Source organism: Nocardia neocaledoniensis (genome assembly GCF_029868625.1).
Lineage (GTDB): Bacteria > Actinomycetota > Actinomycetes > Mycobacteriales > Mycobacteriaceae > Nocardia > Nocardia neocaledoniensis_A.
On record NZ_JARWOJ010000186.1, the window covers coordinates 22,917 to 34,832 of the forward strand.

An 11,916-nucleotide genomic window follows, 5' to 3' on the forward strand; every position below is an offset into this window, starting at 1 on the left:
TCCTACCTGGCATTCCGGCAGACCAGCGCGTAATGCTTGGTGGTGTAACCCCAGCCCGCGTTGGCGATCTCGAGATAGTGGCGCAGCTTGGCCGCCAGGCCGGCGCCGTGCGCGTCGATGCGATCGGCGGCGGCGTCGACATTGGCGATCCAGTCCTCGATCGTGCGCCGGTAGGCGTCGGTGAGGTCGTCGACCGAGATCACCGAGAACCCCGCGTTCTCGGCGGCCGCGATCAGTTCCGACAGGGGACGCAGTTCGCCGAAGCCGAAGATGTCCTCGCGGACGAACCCGGTGCCGTCGCGATCGTCGAACGCGGAACGGGTGGCCGCGTTGCGGAAGCAGCTCTCCGACACGTAGAGCGTGCCGCCGCGACGCAGCACCGCCTTGGCGCGCCGGAACACCTCGTCGGGATCGGGCATGTGCACGATCGAGCCGAGCAGGGTGACGGCGTCGAAGCCGCGCGCGGGCAGCTCGAGCTGCTCGAAATGCCCGACCCGGGTGCTGACCAGATCGGCGACCCCGCGGGCGGCGGCCTGCGCGGCGATGTACTCGTGCTGGCGCGGCGCCGGACTGATCCCCAGTGTCCGGCACCCCAATTCGCTCGCCATGTACAGGATCAGCGAACCCCAGCCGCACCCCACGTCGAGCAGCTGTTCCCCGCCGCGCAGGCCCAGCCGCTCCGCGACGAATCGCAGCTTGTTGCGCTGGGCCGCTTCCAGGGTGTCGGTGTCCGATTCGTACAGCGCCGCACTGTATTTGCGCAGCGGATCGAGGAACTCGCCGAAGATGTCGGGATCGAGATCGTAGTGCTGATTGGTATCGGCGACGACCGTCATGCCGCCGCCTCGACAGCGCGTTCCACCACGGCGGTGACCTCGGCCAGGGTGGACATGCCGAAGACGTCTTCGTCCTCGAGCTCGATGTCGAAGGTGCGCTCGATGCGGGCGATCATCCGCAGCACCCGCACCGAGTCGACGCCGGCCATGGCGCGCAGGTCGGCGTCGGGGGTCAGCTCGGCGGCGGGCAGGCCGGTCTCGGTGATCGCGATCTCGGTGACCGTGCGCAGGATGGTGTCGGCGGAAGTGGTGGTCATGGCCGGGCTCCGTTCGGGGAGAAGGTGTTCGACGTGGACAGGGCGTGGTCGAGCAGGGCGACTTCGTCGTCGTCGAGGGTGAGCTGATCGCGGACCGCGTGCAGGTCGAAGGGCTGGTAGGTGGCCGTCGACGACGCGCACACCGCGCCGTCGGCATCGAGGATCTCCGCGTGCGCGGCGATCGGCCCAGACCCGCGTTCGGGCGGTAGCGTTGCCACACAGCGGTATTCGCGCTCGATCAGCAGGGGTGTGAGAAAGCGGGTGCGCTGGGAGACGGTGAAGGCGGGCACGTTGCGCGCGAGCACGATGAGATTGCCCATCACCTCGTCGCACACCACACCGATCAGGCCGCCGTGCACGACACCGGGATAGGACTCGAAGGCCCGGCCCAGCCGGAACGCCGCCTCCAGCGCGCCGTCCGGGCGCGGGGTGAAGCTCAGGCGCAGCCCGGCGGCGTTGTGCGGGGAACAGCCGAAGCAGTGGTAGTCCGGGATCACCGACCACGGCACCGTGACGGCCGTGGTCTGCTCGGCGGCCGTCATCAGGCGATGGCGTCGGCCAGCGCGCGACGCACCTTCGCGTTGCTGGACAGGTCGAGCCCGGTGATGGAGGCGAACGTGCGGCGCACCTTGTCGTGCAGCACCTCGAGCTCGCCCTCGGCGGCGACCTGCTCGAGGAACAGCTCGAAGCCGGTGTCGATGGTCTCGTGGTCGCCGAGTTCGGCGATGCCGGCCTTGAAGGTGCTCACCGGATGCTTGATCTTGGCCTCGGAGCTGTAGACGTACAGGGTCTCGAGCACCGAGGGCAGCTCCTCCGGCCGCTTCTTCAGCCGTTCGTTGGTGTAGTGGATGAACTCGCGCGCGTGCCCGGCCTCGTCGCGACTGGCGTTGAGCAGCAACTCCTTCAGCACCGGTTCGGCCACCCAGCTCGACACCGCGCGGTACACGTGGTTGACGGTGAGCTCGGAGATGATGTTGGTGGCCAGCGTCGCCGAGGGCGTGCTGCCCGGGGCGTAGGGCTCGCGCATGGCGTCGACGGCGCGGTCCTCGACGTCCTCGCCGATGGCGCCGAGCCAGGACCGGAACGCGTAGTGGTGCTGCACCTCCTGGTAGCCCCACACCACCGCGAAGGTGGAGAAGTCGTAGTCGTCGACGAATTCGTCGAGGAAGCCGTGCACCGCGGCGATCACATTGGACTCGCCCATCGCCGCGCTCTTGGCCAGGGTGATGTATTCGGGGCGGACCAGTGTCGGGTCGACCGCGGACAGGTCCAGATCGCTCAGTTTCCAGTGCAGGCGTTCGTAGTGGCGGAACACGTCAAAGCTGTGCACGAGGCACTCCGTTCGATCGAAGGGGAGCCGGGCGCGGCGTCATCGCCGGCCGATCAGATCGCGGGCGGCGAGGCGTTGGAGCTTGCCGCTGCTGGTGCGGGGGATGCTGCGCGGCGCGACCAGATGCACCTCGACCGCGCCGAGCCCGAGGTGGGCGGTGACGGCCGCGCGGATGGCGTCGGCGAGCGCGTCGGCCGCGTCGCCGGTGCGTTCGGTCTCGGCGATCAGCGCGATCACGTCGTCGCCGTCGGGATCGACGGCGGCGGTGCAGCGGCCCTTGTGGATGCCGTCGAGGTCACGGACGGCGGCCTCGACGTCCTGGGCGTAGTAGTTCACGCCGCGCACGGTGATCATGTCCTTGCAGCGGCCGGTGACGAACAGTTCCGCGCCGCGCCGGTAGCCGAGGTCACCGGTGCGCAGCCAGCCCTCGACGAAGCGGTCGGCCACGGCCTCCCGGTCGGCGGTGAGATAGCCGTCGGTGACCGGGGCGCCCTGGATCAGGATCTCGCCGACCCGGCCGTCGGGCAGGTCGGCGCCGGTCCCGGGGTGCACGATCCGCACGGCGATCCCGGCGACCGGGGCGCCGACCGAGGCGACCGCCCGCGCGCCGTCGCCGCCGCGGGGCACCTCCTCGGCCACCGCGGCGTCCGAGAGCTGGGCGCGGTCGACCCACTCGAACACCGGCTCGCGCAGCAGCGGTGGGAACGCGACGGCGAGCGTGGCCTCGGCCATGCCGTACACGCCGAACATCGTCGACGGCGCGAAACCGGCGGGCGCGAACCGCTCGCAGAACGCCGAGACCACCGATTCGGCGATCGGCTCGGCGCCGTTGAACGCGATCCGCCAGTGGCGCAGGTCGTAGTCGGTGACCCGCTCCGGCGGGATCGCCGCCAGCAGCGCCTCGTAGCCGAAGTTCGGCATCGCGGTGATGGTGGTCTTCGTCGCGGCGAACTCACCGAACCAGCGCGCCGGATCCTTCACGAACGCGATCGGCGACCACACGTGCGCCGGGATGCCGCGCAGCACCGCCGACAGGGTGCCGAACAGGCCCATGTCGTGGAACAGCGGCAACCAGAAGCCGCCCTGATCATCGAGTCCGAGATCGATACCGGTGCGGATGGCGGCCAGTCCGCTCACCACATTCGCGTGGGTCAGGCGCACGCCCTTGGGCAGCGCGGTGCTGCCGGAGGTGAATTGCACGATGGCCAGATCGTCGGGGCCCGGCGTCGGCAGGATGTCCACCGCCGCGGTGACGTCCTCGACCAGCGCGCCGGTGTCGACGAATTCGACGCCGATGTCCCCGATCAACGGGATCATCGAGGCGAACCGGGGCGAGACCAGGATCGTCCGCATGCCCGCCGCCGCGGTGATCGCCGCCAGCTTGGCCGGGTAGGCGGCCGTCGCCCCCGCGCCGGCGGGCAGCGGCAGGGGAGTGGCCGCGCCGCCCGCCGCGGCGATGCCGAACAGCGAGGTCAGGAACTCCGGCGCGTTGGGGCTGAGCACGCCGACGGGTTCGCCCCGCCCGATCCCGCGCCGCACCAGGGCGGTCGCCGTCGTCCGGGCGCGGGCCTGCAACGCGGCGTTGTCCAGGTGCTCGGAGACCGACCAGAACGTCGCCGTCACGCGGGGGTGCTCGGCGGCGACCCCGGCCAGCAGCGTGAGGAGCGTGTCGCTCGAACGCGAGGAATTCATGCCGGAAACGACAACAGCGGCATATGACATCGCGTTGAACGAATAACGAAATACGCGCGCCGATAATCACCGTCGATCGTCCAATTGCACTGCCTGATAAAGATATTCGACTATCGCCCGATCGGAGCAGGCAATACTGCGCGAATTCGCGGCCACCGCGCGACGACGATGAGCGGCGAAATCCCCGCACCGAAATCGCCCCTAGGAGCTGCCGGTGACTACCGATCATGTCGCGGTCGAGGACCCGACCCCGGTGCAGATCGCGGTGCTGGAGAGCGTCGCGCCGCACCGCCGCCACGACCCGTATCCCAGCTACGAGACCCTGCGCGCCGCTGGACCGTTCGTGCCGGGCCCCCGCGAGACCCACCTGGTGCCGCGACACGCGCAGGCCCAGGCCATCCTGAGTGATCCGCGTTGGAGCCATGCCGAGGAACCGGAGCTGCTGCACGGCGACAGCGACGTGGAGCTGCCCGGCTCGTTCCTGTGGATGGAACCGCCGGACCACACCCGCCTGCGCGGTCTGGTCGGCAAGGCGTTCACCGCCCGTACCGTCGCGGGGCTGCACGACCGCGCCGACCGGCTCGTCGACGGGCTGCTCAGCGCCATGCTGGCCGACGGCGAGACGAACGCGCTCGAGGCGCTGGCCTACCCGGTGCCGCTGACCCTGATCTGCGAGCTGCTCGGCGTGCCCGCCGAAGCGCACGCCCACGTGCGGGAGATCTCCGCGCACATCGCGCGCGGCCTCGACCCCGACACCCTGCTGAGCCCGGCCGAACTGGCCGCGCGCACCACCGCCGTGCACGCGTTCGACGAGTTCTTCGGCGACCTCGTCGCCCAGCGCCGCACCGACCCGCGTGACGACCTGATCACCGCGCTGGTGCACGCCGAGGAGGCGGGGGTCCGGCTGACCCGCACCGAACTGATCGGCACCCTGCTCATTCTCGTCGTGGCCGGGCACGAGACCACGGTCAACCTCATCGGCAACGGGCTGCTCGCGCTGATCCGCCATCCCGACCAGTTCCAGCGGCTGCGCGAAGACCCCGCGCTGTGCGGTCCCGCCGTCGACGAGGTGCTGCGCTACGACCCGCCCGTGCACCTGACCACCCGCACCGCCCGGCACGAGATCGAGCTCGCCGGAAGGACTTTCGTCCCCGGCGACGCGGTGATCGTGCTGATCGGCTCGGCGGCCCGCGATCCGGAGGCCTTCCCCGAGGCCGACCGCTTCGACATCGGCCGCTACCTGCCCGGCAGGCGACCCGAACGGCACCTGTCGTTCGGTCTCGGCCTGCACTACTGCCTCGGCGCGCCGCTGGCCCGCCTCGAGATGCAGGCGGTGCTGCGCGCCGTCGCCACGAGGGTCGAGCGGATGCATCTGCTCGCCGAACCGCCGTATCGCCCGAACGTGGTCGTGCGCGGCATGTCCGAACTGCGAATCAGCCTGGAGGGCCGATGAGTACCGCTGTCCCCGCCGACCTCACCTTCGACGCCTTCGCGCCCGAGCACCGCGCCGATCCCTATCCCGCCTACGCCCGCGTGCGCACCGCCACCCCGCTGTTCCCGTACTCGCTCGACGAGGTGCCGGTGCGGCTGGTGACCCGCTACGAGGAGTGCGCGGCCGTCCTCACCGGCGCCGACTGGGGCCACGGTTACGCGGCGGGCATCAGCCCCTTCCGTGACACCAGTGCCGCCATCCCCGGCTCGTTCGTCCGCATGGACCCGCCCGAACACGGCCGCTACCGCAAGCTGGTGGCCAAGGCGTTCACGCCCAAGATGATCGGCGAGCTGGCGCCGGTGGCGGGCACGGTGGTCGACGGCCTGGTCGACGCGGCGCTCGAGCGCGGCGAGCTCGACGTGCTCGAGGATCTGGCGGTCCCGCTGGCCGTCGCGATGGTCGCGGTCCGGCTGCTCGGCGCCGACGCCGCCGACGGCCCCAGCTTCCGCGCCTGGCAGCTGGCCATCGCGCGCGGCAGCGACCCCGACTCGCTGCTCGGGCCCGACGACATCAGCGCCCGCACCGACGCGGCCATCGCCTGCATGGGCCATTTCGCCCGGCTCATCGCCGAGAAGAAGCAGCGGCCCGGCACCGACCTGCTCAGCGAATTGGTCGCGGCCAGCGTGGACGGCGATTTCCTCACCGAGCCCGAGGTGATCGGCATGTCGCTGCTGCTGCTCGTGGCGGGCATGGAGACCTCGATCAACCTGATCGGCAACGGCATGCTCGCGCTGCTGCGGCACCCCGGCCAGCTCGCGTTGCTGCGCGCCCACCCGGAGCTGATCGGCCCCGCCATCGACGAGATGCTGCGCTACGACGCGCCGACCCAGTTCACGATCCGGGTCGCGCTGGCCGACACCCGGGTCGGTGAGCACAGCTTCCGCCGCGGCGACGGCGTCGTCGTGCTCACCGGCTCGGCCAACCGCGACGAGCGGGTCTACCACGACCCCGACACCTTCGACATCACCCGCTTCACCGGAAATCGCCCGCCGCGTAAGCATCTCGGCTTCAGCCTCGGCATCCACTACTGCGTCGGCGCGCCGCTGGCCCGCATCGAGGCCGAGACCGCCATCCGCACGCTGCTCGACCGGGCGCCCGAGCTGGCCCTGGCCGAGCAGCCGATCGAGTACCGGCCCAGCCTGATCCACCGCGGCATCCGGCACCTCCCGGTGACCCTGTGACCGCGTCGCGGCAGCACGCGCTCGTCATCGGCGCCGGGTTCGCCGGGCTGCTGGCGGCACGGGTGCTCACCGAGCGGTTCGACCGGGTCACGCTCGTGGAACGCGACGAGCTGGACGCGAAAGAGACGGTGCGCCGCGGCGTTCCGCAGGCCTGGCATCTGCACGGGCTGCTCGACCGGGGTCGTCGGATCATGGAGGAGCTGTACCCGGGGTTCACCGAGGAGGCGGTCAGCGACGGCGCGACCGTGGCCGAGGTGCTCGTCGGCACCCGCTGGTATGTCGGCGGTTCCCGGCTGGCGGCGGGCGCGACCGGACTCACCTCGCTCATCGCGACCCGATCGCTGCTCGAGACCGTCCTGCGCCGCCGCACATTGCGGCTGCGTGGCATCGAACTGCTGACCAGGACGACCGTGCAGGGGCTGGTCGGCGACGCCCATCGGGTGCGCGCCGTCCGGGTGACCGGCCCGGCGGGGGAGCAGACCCTGGCCGCCGATCTGATCGTCGACGCGAGTGGCCGCGGCTCACGGATCACCCAGTGGCTCAGCGAGATCGGTGCGGAGATACCCGCCGAGGAACGGCTCGAGGTGGACCTCGGCTACACGTCTCGGTTCTTCCGGCACCGGCCCGGCCAGCTCGGCGGTCAGGCATCGGTGATCGTGTCGACCGGCGCCGACGGGCGTGGTGGCGGCGCGGTGCGGGTGGAGGGCGACCGCTGGCACGTCACCCTCGCCGGGATGCTCGGCGACCATCCGCCGACCGACGATCAGGGCTTCCGCGACTACGCCGCGTCGCTGTCGGCGCCCGACATCCACACCATCGTCGTCGGCTCCGACGCCCTCGGCGAGCCCGTTCCGTACCGCTTCCGCACCGCTGTGCGCCGGCGCTTCGATCGTCAGAGTGCCCCGCCGGCGGGGCTCGTCGTGCTGGGCGACGCCCAGTGCGCGTTCAACCCGCTCTACGCCCAGGGCATGACCGTCGCCGCGCTGCAAGCGGCCGCTTTGCGGGACTGCCTGGCCGCAGCGGACGTGCCCGCCCGCTTCTACGCGGCCGCCGCCGACCCGGTCGCGGTGGCCTGGCAGCTGGCCGCCGGCTCGGATCTGCGCCATCCCGGCGTCGCGGGCAGGCGCACCCTGCGGACCCGGCTCACCGATGTCTTCGTGACCAGGGTGCAGCGCGTGGCCCACCACGATCCGCGCGTGGCCAGGACCTTCCTTCGGGTCGCCCACCTGGTCGATCCGCCCGCCGCGCTCACCGCGCCGGGCACGCTGCGCCGCATCCTCCTGTCCTGACCACCACCCGCGAGGAGACCCATCCATGACCTCCACGATCGACGCCGTCCAGACCGCCCTGGTCGAGCTGTTCGGCCCCGACGGCCGCGCCGACCCCTACAGTCCCGCCCGCGTGCTGCGCGAGGCGGGCCCGATCCATCAGACCCCGCTCGGACACCACGTGCTCACCCGGTACGAGGACTGCGCGGCGGTGCTGTCCACCACGGCCTGGAGCCATGCCGAGGAGGCGGCGATGATGCACCCGACGGTGTCGCCGGAGAACGCCCCCGAGGAACTGCCCACGTCGTTCCTGTGGATGGAGCCGCCGGACCACACCCGCCTGCGCAACCTCGTCACCAAGGGATTCACCCCGCGCATGGTGACCCGGCTGCGCCCGCGCATCGAGCAGCTGTGCGAGCAGCTCGTCGACGACGCCGTGGCCGCGGGCGAATTCGACCTCGTCGAGCTGATCGCCTACCCGCTGCCGCTGATCATCGCCTGCGAGCTGATCGGCGTGCCGAAGGAGGCCTACGACCAGGTGCACCGCTGGTCGCAGGACCTGGCCCGCGGCTTCGATCACGACTACACGCTGCCCGAGGAATGCCTGCGGGCGCGCAGCGCGGCCTCGCGCGGATTCATGGGCTACTTCCGTGAGCTGCTCAACGAACGCCGGGTGAGCCCGCGCGACGATCTGCTCAGCGCGCTGTCGCAGGTCGAGGACCGTGGTGACGTGCTCACCGAACAGGAACTGCTCGCCACCTGCATCACCACCTTCGTCGCCGGGCACGAGACCACCGCCAATCTCATCGGCACCGGCATGTTGCGCCTGCTGCGCAACCCGGACCAGATCCAGGTGCTGCGCGACCGTCCGGAGATGCTCGCCCACACGCCCGACGAACTGCTGCGCCTCGACCCGTCGGTGCAGATCACCACGCGCGCGGCGACCCGGCCGATCACCGTGGCCGGGCACCGGTTCGACCAGGGCGAAGGCGTTGTGGTGCTCATCAATTCGAGCAACCACGATCCGGCCGCCTTCCCCGACCCGGAGCGGGTGGACGTGACCCGCTACTCCGATCCGAAGAACCCGGCCAAGAAGCACCTCGGCTTCAGCCTCGGTATCCACTACTGCCTCGGCGCTCCGCTGGCGCTGCTGGAGATGGAGATCCTGCTCGACGTGCTGTTGCGCAAGGTCGGCTCGCTGGAACTGCGCAGCGAGAACCCGCCGTTCAAGCCGAACGTCGTCATCCGCGGGCTGGAGTCGCTGCCGGTGGCGGTCACCCCGGCCTGAGCCGCGTGCTCCCGCGCAGCCCCGCCGTGCGCGGCGGGGCTGTCAGCGCGGGTCGGCCGGGATGTCGAGGGTGGCGAGGAACGCCGTGGCGGCGGGACTGCGACCCGCCCGGCTCCACACCGCGTACTCCACCCGGCTCGGCGCGTCGGTGACCTCGATCGTGCGCACGCCGACCAGCTGTGGCGCATGGGCTTTCGGGAGCATGGCCACGCACAGATCGGCGGCGACCAGGCGTGCGATGTAGTCCGCCGTCGTGACCTCGAAGGCGACGTCGCGGGTCAGCTCGGCCGCGGCGAAAGCGAGATCGGACTGGACGCGGCCCGCGGTCCCCGGCGGGAGATCGACGAAGACCTCCTCGGCCAGCGTGCGCAGGTCGACCTCGCTCGCGGTCGCCAGCCGATGTTCCGGCGCGACCACCGCGACGAGCCGGTCGCGCGCGAGTTCGTGGACCGCGACGCCGCGCGGACGGGCGGTCGTCGGCAGGCCGAGGAACGCCACGTCCAGGGCGCCCTGCTCGACCTGCTCGGCCAGGTCCTCGCTCGCCCCGACCCGCAGGCTGATCCGCACCGCCGGGTAGCGGGCGCGGAAATCCCCCAGCGCGGCGGGCAGATCCACCGCGGCGACGGTGGGGATCAGCCCGACCGCGAGCCTGCCGCGCACCTCCCCGATCGCGGCCGCGACCTCGGCGCCCGCCCGCTCGGCGGCCTCGAGGCACTGGCGAGCGGCCGGGAGAAAGGCGGCACCGGCCGGGGTCAGCCGCACGCGACGACTGGTCCGCTCGAACAGCGCCGCCCCCAGCTCGCGCTCGAGCTTGGCGATCTGGTGACTCAGCGCGGACTGCACCACCAGGCAGCGCTCGGCCGCTCGGGTGAAGCTGTTCGTCTCGGCGACGGCCAGCACGTAGCGCAACTGCTGCAACTCCATCGTTCCATCGTGGATCACGATCGCTGCCGTGACGAACATGTGTTGGATTCATTGATCGCGACGACGTTCGATGGAGGACATGAACAGTGCGGTACGTCTCCTCGGATCGGTCGCCGTCGCCGCGGCCGTCCTGCTCCCCGTCGACCACGTCGGCGCGCGGGAGCTGTTGTTTCCCACCACCGTCGCGCTGCCCGACGGGTTCCAGGCCGAGGGGATCGCCATCGGGGCGCTGCCGGTGGCCTATTTCGGATCGATGGCGGACGGGTCGATCTACCGCGCCGACCTCGTCACCGGGCAGGGGCACCTGCTCAGCCGTGGGCCGGGGACGCCTGCCCTCGGCCTCCAGCTCGACGGCCGGGGGAGGCTCTTCGTCGCGGGTGGCACCGGGGGTGACTTCCGGGTGCTCGACGCCGGGACCGGTGCGGTGCTGGCCACCTATCAGTTCGCCACCGGCCCCGGCACTTTCGTCAACGACATCGTCCTCACCGCCGAGGGCGCGTGGGTCACCGACTCCACCGCGGCGGTCCTGTATCACCTGCCGATCGGGCCGGACGGCGCCTTGCCGTCCGCCGAGGCGGTGCGCCGGATCCCGCTCAGCGGTGACCTGATCTACGTTCCCCAGGCTTTCAACGCCAACGGCATCGTCCGCACACCGGACGGGAGCGCCCTGCTGATCGCGCAATCGGTGACCGGCGAGCTGTTCCGTGTCGACCCGGCGACCGGCGTCACCACGCGCGTCGACCTGCGCGGCGAATCCCTGCCGGACGTGGACGGGCTACTGCTGCAAGGTAATACGTTGTTCGCCGTCCAGAACCGGCGCAATGCCGTCGCGGTGCTCACCCTCGACGGCGCCGGGACCGAGGGACGCGTCGAGCGCCGGATCACCGACCCGCGCTTCGACGTCCCCGCCACCGTCGCCGCCTTCGGCGACCGCCTCTACCTCCCGAACGCCCGCTTCGACACCCCGCCCGCCCCGTCGACGCCGTACACCGCGGTGGCCGTCGACCGGCGCTGAGGCCGGCCGTCAGCCCGCCGTGTTCACATTGCGGAGCGTGACCAGCGCGGTGGCACAGAGGGTTTCGGTTCCGTCCTCGACGGAGAACAGTTCGGCCGCCGCGACGGTGAGCGTGGCGCCCGGCTTGATCACCCGGCCCCTGGCGATGACCTCCGCGCCTTTGGCGGGAGCCAGGATCTTCACCGTGTAGTCGATGGTCATGTTGACCCACCCGATCGGGAGCAGGGTGCCCGCCGCCGACCCCGCCGCGAAGTCCGCCAGCGAACCGAGCACCCCGCCCTGCAGATAGCCGTTGTGCTGGGTGAGCTCGGGGCGATGCGGCTGGACGAGTTCCACCTCGCCGGGCGCGATCCGGCCGAACCGGAAACCGAGGTGGGCGGCGGCGGGCATCGACAGCACGGCGGCCGGAACCAGCTGGGCGTAGTCGGGATTCGGCGGTGTCGTCATGCCGGACGGCTCCTTCGCTCGGGGATCGGTGGGCGGACCGTACCAAGGCCGCGGGGGCCCCCGGGGGGGCCCCCCCCGGGCCCCGGGGCCCGCGCGGGCCCCCCCCCACCCCCGGGGCGGCGGGGCCCGGGGGGCCGGGCCCCCGGGCCGGGGGGGCCCGCGGGGCCCCGGCCCCCGCGCCCCCCG

Annotated in this window: 12 protein-coding genes; 5 read left to right on the forward strand and 7 right to left on the reverse strand. The window is 71.6% G+C overall.

Annotation, left to right across the window (positions count from 1 at the left end):
- Window positions 1-2: 2 nt before the first annotated feature.
- The 5 genes from QH270_RS13575 to QH270_RS13595 are packed head-to-tail and all read right to left on the reverse strand — an operon-like array spanning window position 3 to window position 4,115.
- Window positions 3-836 (reverse strand): SAM-dependent methyltransferase, encoded by an 834-nt coding sequence (locus QH270_RS13575; RefSeq protein ID WP_280341621.1) that lies wholly within the window; start codon window positions 834-836, stop codon window positions 3-5.
- Window positions 833-1,093, reverse strand: coding sequence for an acyl carrier protein (locus QH270_RS13580; protein WP_280341623.1), 261 nt, complete (start codon window positions 1,091-1,093; stop codon window positions 833-835). The genes QH270_RS13575 and QH270_RS13580 overlap by 4 nt, the downstream gene beginning before the upstream one ends.
- Window positions 1,090-1,635 (reverse strand): PaaI family thioesterase, encoded by a 546-nt coding sequence (locus QH270_RS13585; protein ID WP_280341625.1) that lies wholly within the window; start codon window positions 1,633-1,635, stop codon window positions 1,090-1,092. Before QH270_RS13585 ends, QH270_RS13580 begins: the two co-directional genes overlap by 4 nt.
- Entirely contained in the window at window positions 1,635-2,423 is a 789-nt protein-coding gene (locus QH270_RS13590) for a ferritin-like domain-containing protein (protein ID WP_280341627.1), read from the reverse strand. Before QH270_RS13590 ends, QH270_RS13585 begins: the two co-directional genes overlap by 1 nt.
- A 39-nt stretch (window positions 2,424-2,462) precedes the next feature.
- On the reverse strand, window positions 2,463-4,115 hold the full coding sequence (locus tag QH270_RS13595) for an AMP-binding protein (protein WP_280341630.1): 1,653 nt from the start codon (window positions 4,113-4,115) through the stop codon (window positions 2,463-2,465).
- Between the two features lie 214 nt (window positions 4,116-4,329).
- Here QH270_RS13595 and QH270_RS13600 point away from each other — a divergent pair, with 214 nt between their 5' ends.
- The 4 genes from QH270_RS13600 to QH270_RS13615 are packed head-to-tail and all read left to right on the forward strand — an operon-like array spanning window position 4,330 to window position 9,344.
- On the forward strand, window positions 4,330-5,568 hold the full coding sequence (locus QH270_RS13600; protein ID WP_280341632.1) for a cytochrome P450: 1,239 nt from the start codon (window positions 4,330-4,332) through the stop codon (window positions 5,566-5,568).
- Window positions 5,565-6,788, forward strand: a complete 1,224-nt coding sequence (locus tag QH270_RS13605; protein ID WP_280341634.1) for a cytochrome P450 — start codon at window positions 5,565-5,567, stop codon at window positions 6,786-6,788. The genes QH270_RS13600 and QH270_RS13605 overlap by 4 nt, the downstream gene beginning before the upstream one ends.
- Window positions 6,785-8,077 (forward strand): FAD-dependent oxidoreductase, encoded by a 1,293-nt coding sequence (locus QH270_RS13610; protein ID WP_280341636.1) that lies wholly within the window; start codon window positions 6,785-6,787, stop codon window positions 8,075-8,077. The genes QH270_RS13605 and QH270_RS13610 overlap by 4 nt, the downstream gene beginning before the upstream one ends.
- A gap of 25 nt (window positions 8,078-8,102) precedes the next feature.
- The gene (locus tag QH270_RS13615; RefSeq protein WP_280341638.1) at window positions 8,103-9,344 is read left to right on the forward strand and encodes a cytochrome P450; all 1,242 of its coding nucleotides are present in this window, start codon (window positions 8,103-8,105) and stop codon (window positions 9,342-9,344) included.
- A 42-nt stretch (window positions 9,345-9,386) separates the two neighbouring features.
- On the opposite strand, the gene QH270_RS13620 is transcribed toward QH270_RS13615, so the two are convergent.
- The gene (locus QH270_RS13620) at window positions 9,387-10,307 is read right to left on the reverse strand and encodes a LysR family transcriptional regulator (RefSeq protein ID WP_348537656.1); all 921 of its coding nucleotides are present in this window, start codon (window positions 10,305-10,307) and stop codon (window positions 9,387-9,389) included.
- A 40-nt stretch (window positions 10,308-10,347) separates the two neighbouring features.
- Between QH270_RS13620 and QH270_RS13625 the strand changes: the two genes are divergently transcribed.
- Window positions 10,348-11,283, forward strand: coding sequence for an SMP-30/gluconolactonase/LRE family protein (locus tag QH270_RS13625; RefSeq protein ID WP_280341640.1), 936 nt, complete (start codon window positions 10,348-10,350; stop codon window positions 11,281-11,283).
- A 9-nt stretch (window positions 11,284-11,292) separates the two neighbouring features.
- On the opposite strand, the gene QH270_RS13630 is transcribed toward QH270_RS13625, so the two are convergent.
- The gene (locus tag QH270_RS13630) at window positions 11,293-11,730 is read right to left on the reverse strand and encodes a PaaI family thioesterase (protein WP_280341642.1); all 438 of its coding nucleotides are present in this window, start codon (window positions 11,728-11,730) and stop codon (window positions 11,293-11,295) included.
- Window positions 11,731-11,916: the final 186 nt, after the last annotated feature.

Coding starts and splice junctions, on each gene's coding strand:
- QH270_RS13585 (WP_280341625.1), bottom strand. CDS start 1,635: ATGACGGCCGCCGAGCAGACCACGGCCGTCACGGTGCCGTGGTCGGTG.
- QH270_RS13605 (WP_280341634.1), top strand. CDS start 5,565: ATGAGTACCGCTGTCCCCGCCGACCTCACCTTCGACGCCTTCGCGCCC.
- QH270_RS13620 (WP_348537656.1), bottom strand. CDS start 10,307: ATGTTCGTCACGGCAGCGATCGTGATCCACGATGGAACGATGGAGTTG.
- QH270_RS13580 (WP_280341623.1), bottom strand. CDS start 1,093: ATGACCACCACTTCCGCCGACACCATCCTGCGCACGGTCACCGAGATC.
- QH270_RS13625 (WP_280341640.1), top strand. CDS start 10,348: ATGAACAGTGCGGTACGTCTCCTCGGATCGGTCGCCGTCGCCGCGGCC.
- QH270_RS13595 (WP_280341630.1), bottom strand. CDS start 4,115: ATGAATTCCTCGCGTTCGAGCGACACGCTCCTCACGCTGCTGGCCGGG.
- QH270_RS13630 (WP_280341642.1), bottom strand. CDS start 11,730: ATGACGACACCGCCGAATCCCGACTACGCCCAGCTGGTTCCGGCCGCC.
- QH270_RS13575 (WP_280341621.1), bottom strand. CDS start 836: ATGACGGTCGTCGCCGATACCAATCAGCACTACGATCTCGATCCCGAC.
- QH270_RS13615 (WP_280341638.1), top strand. CDS start 8,103: ATGACCTCCACGATCGACGCCGTCCAGACCGCCCTGGTCGAGCTGTTC.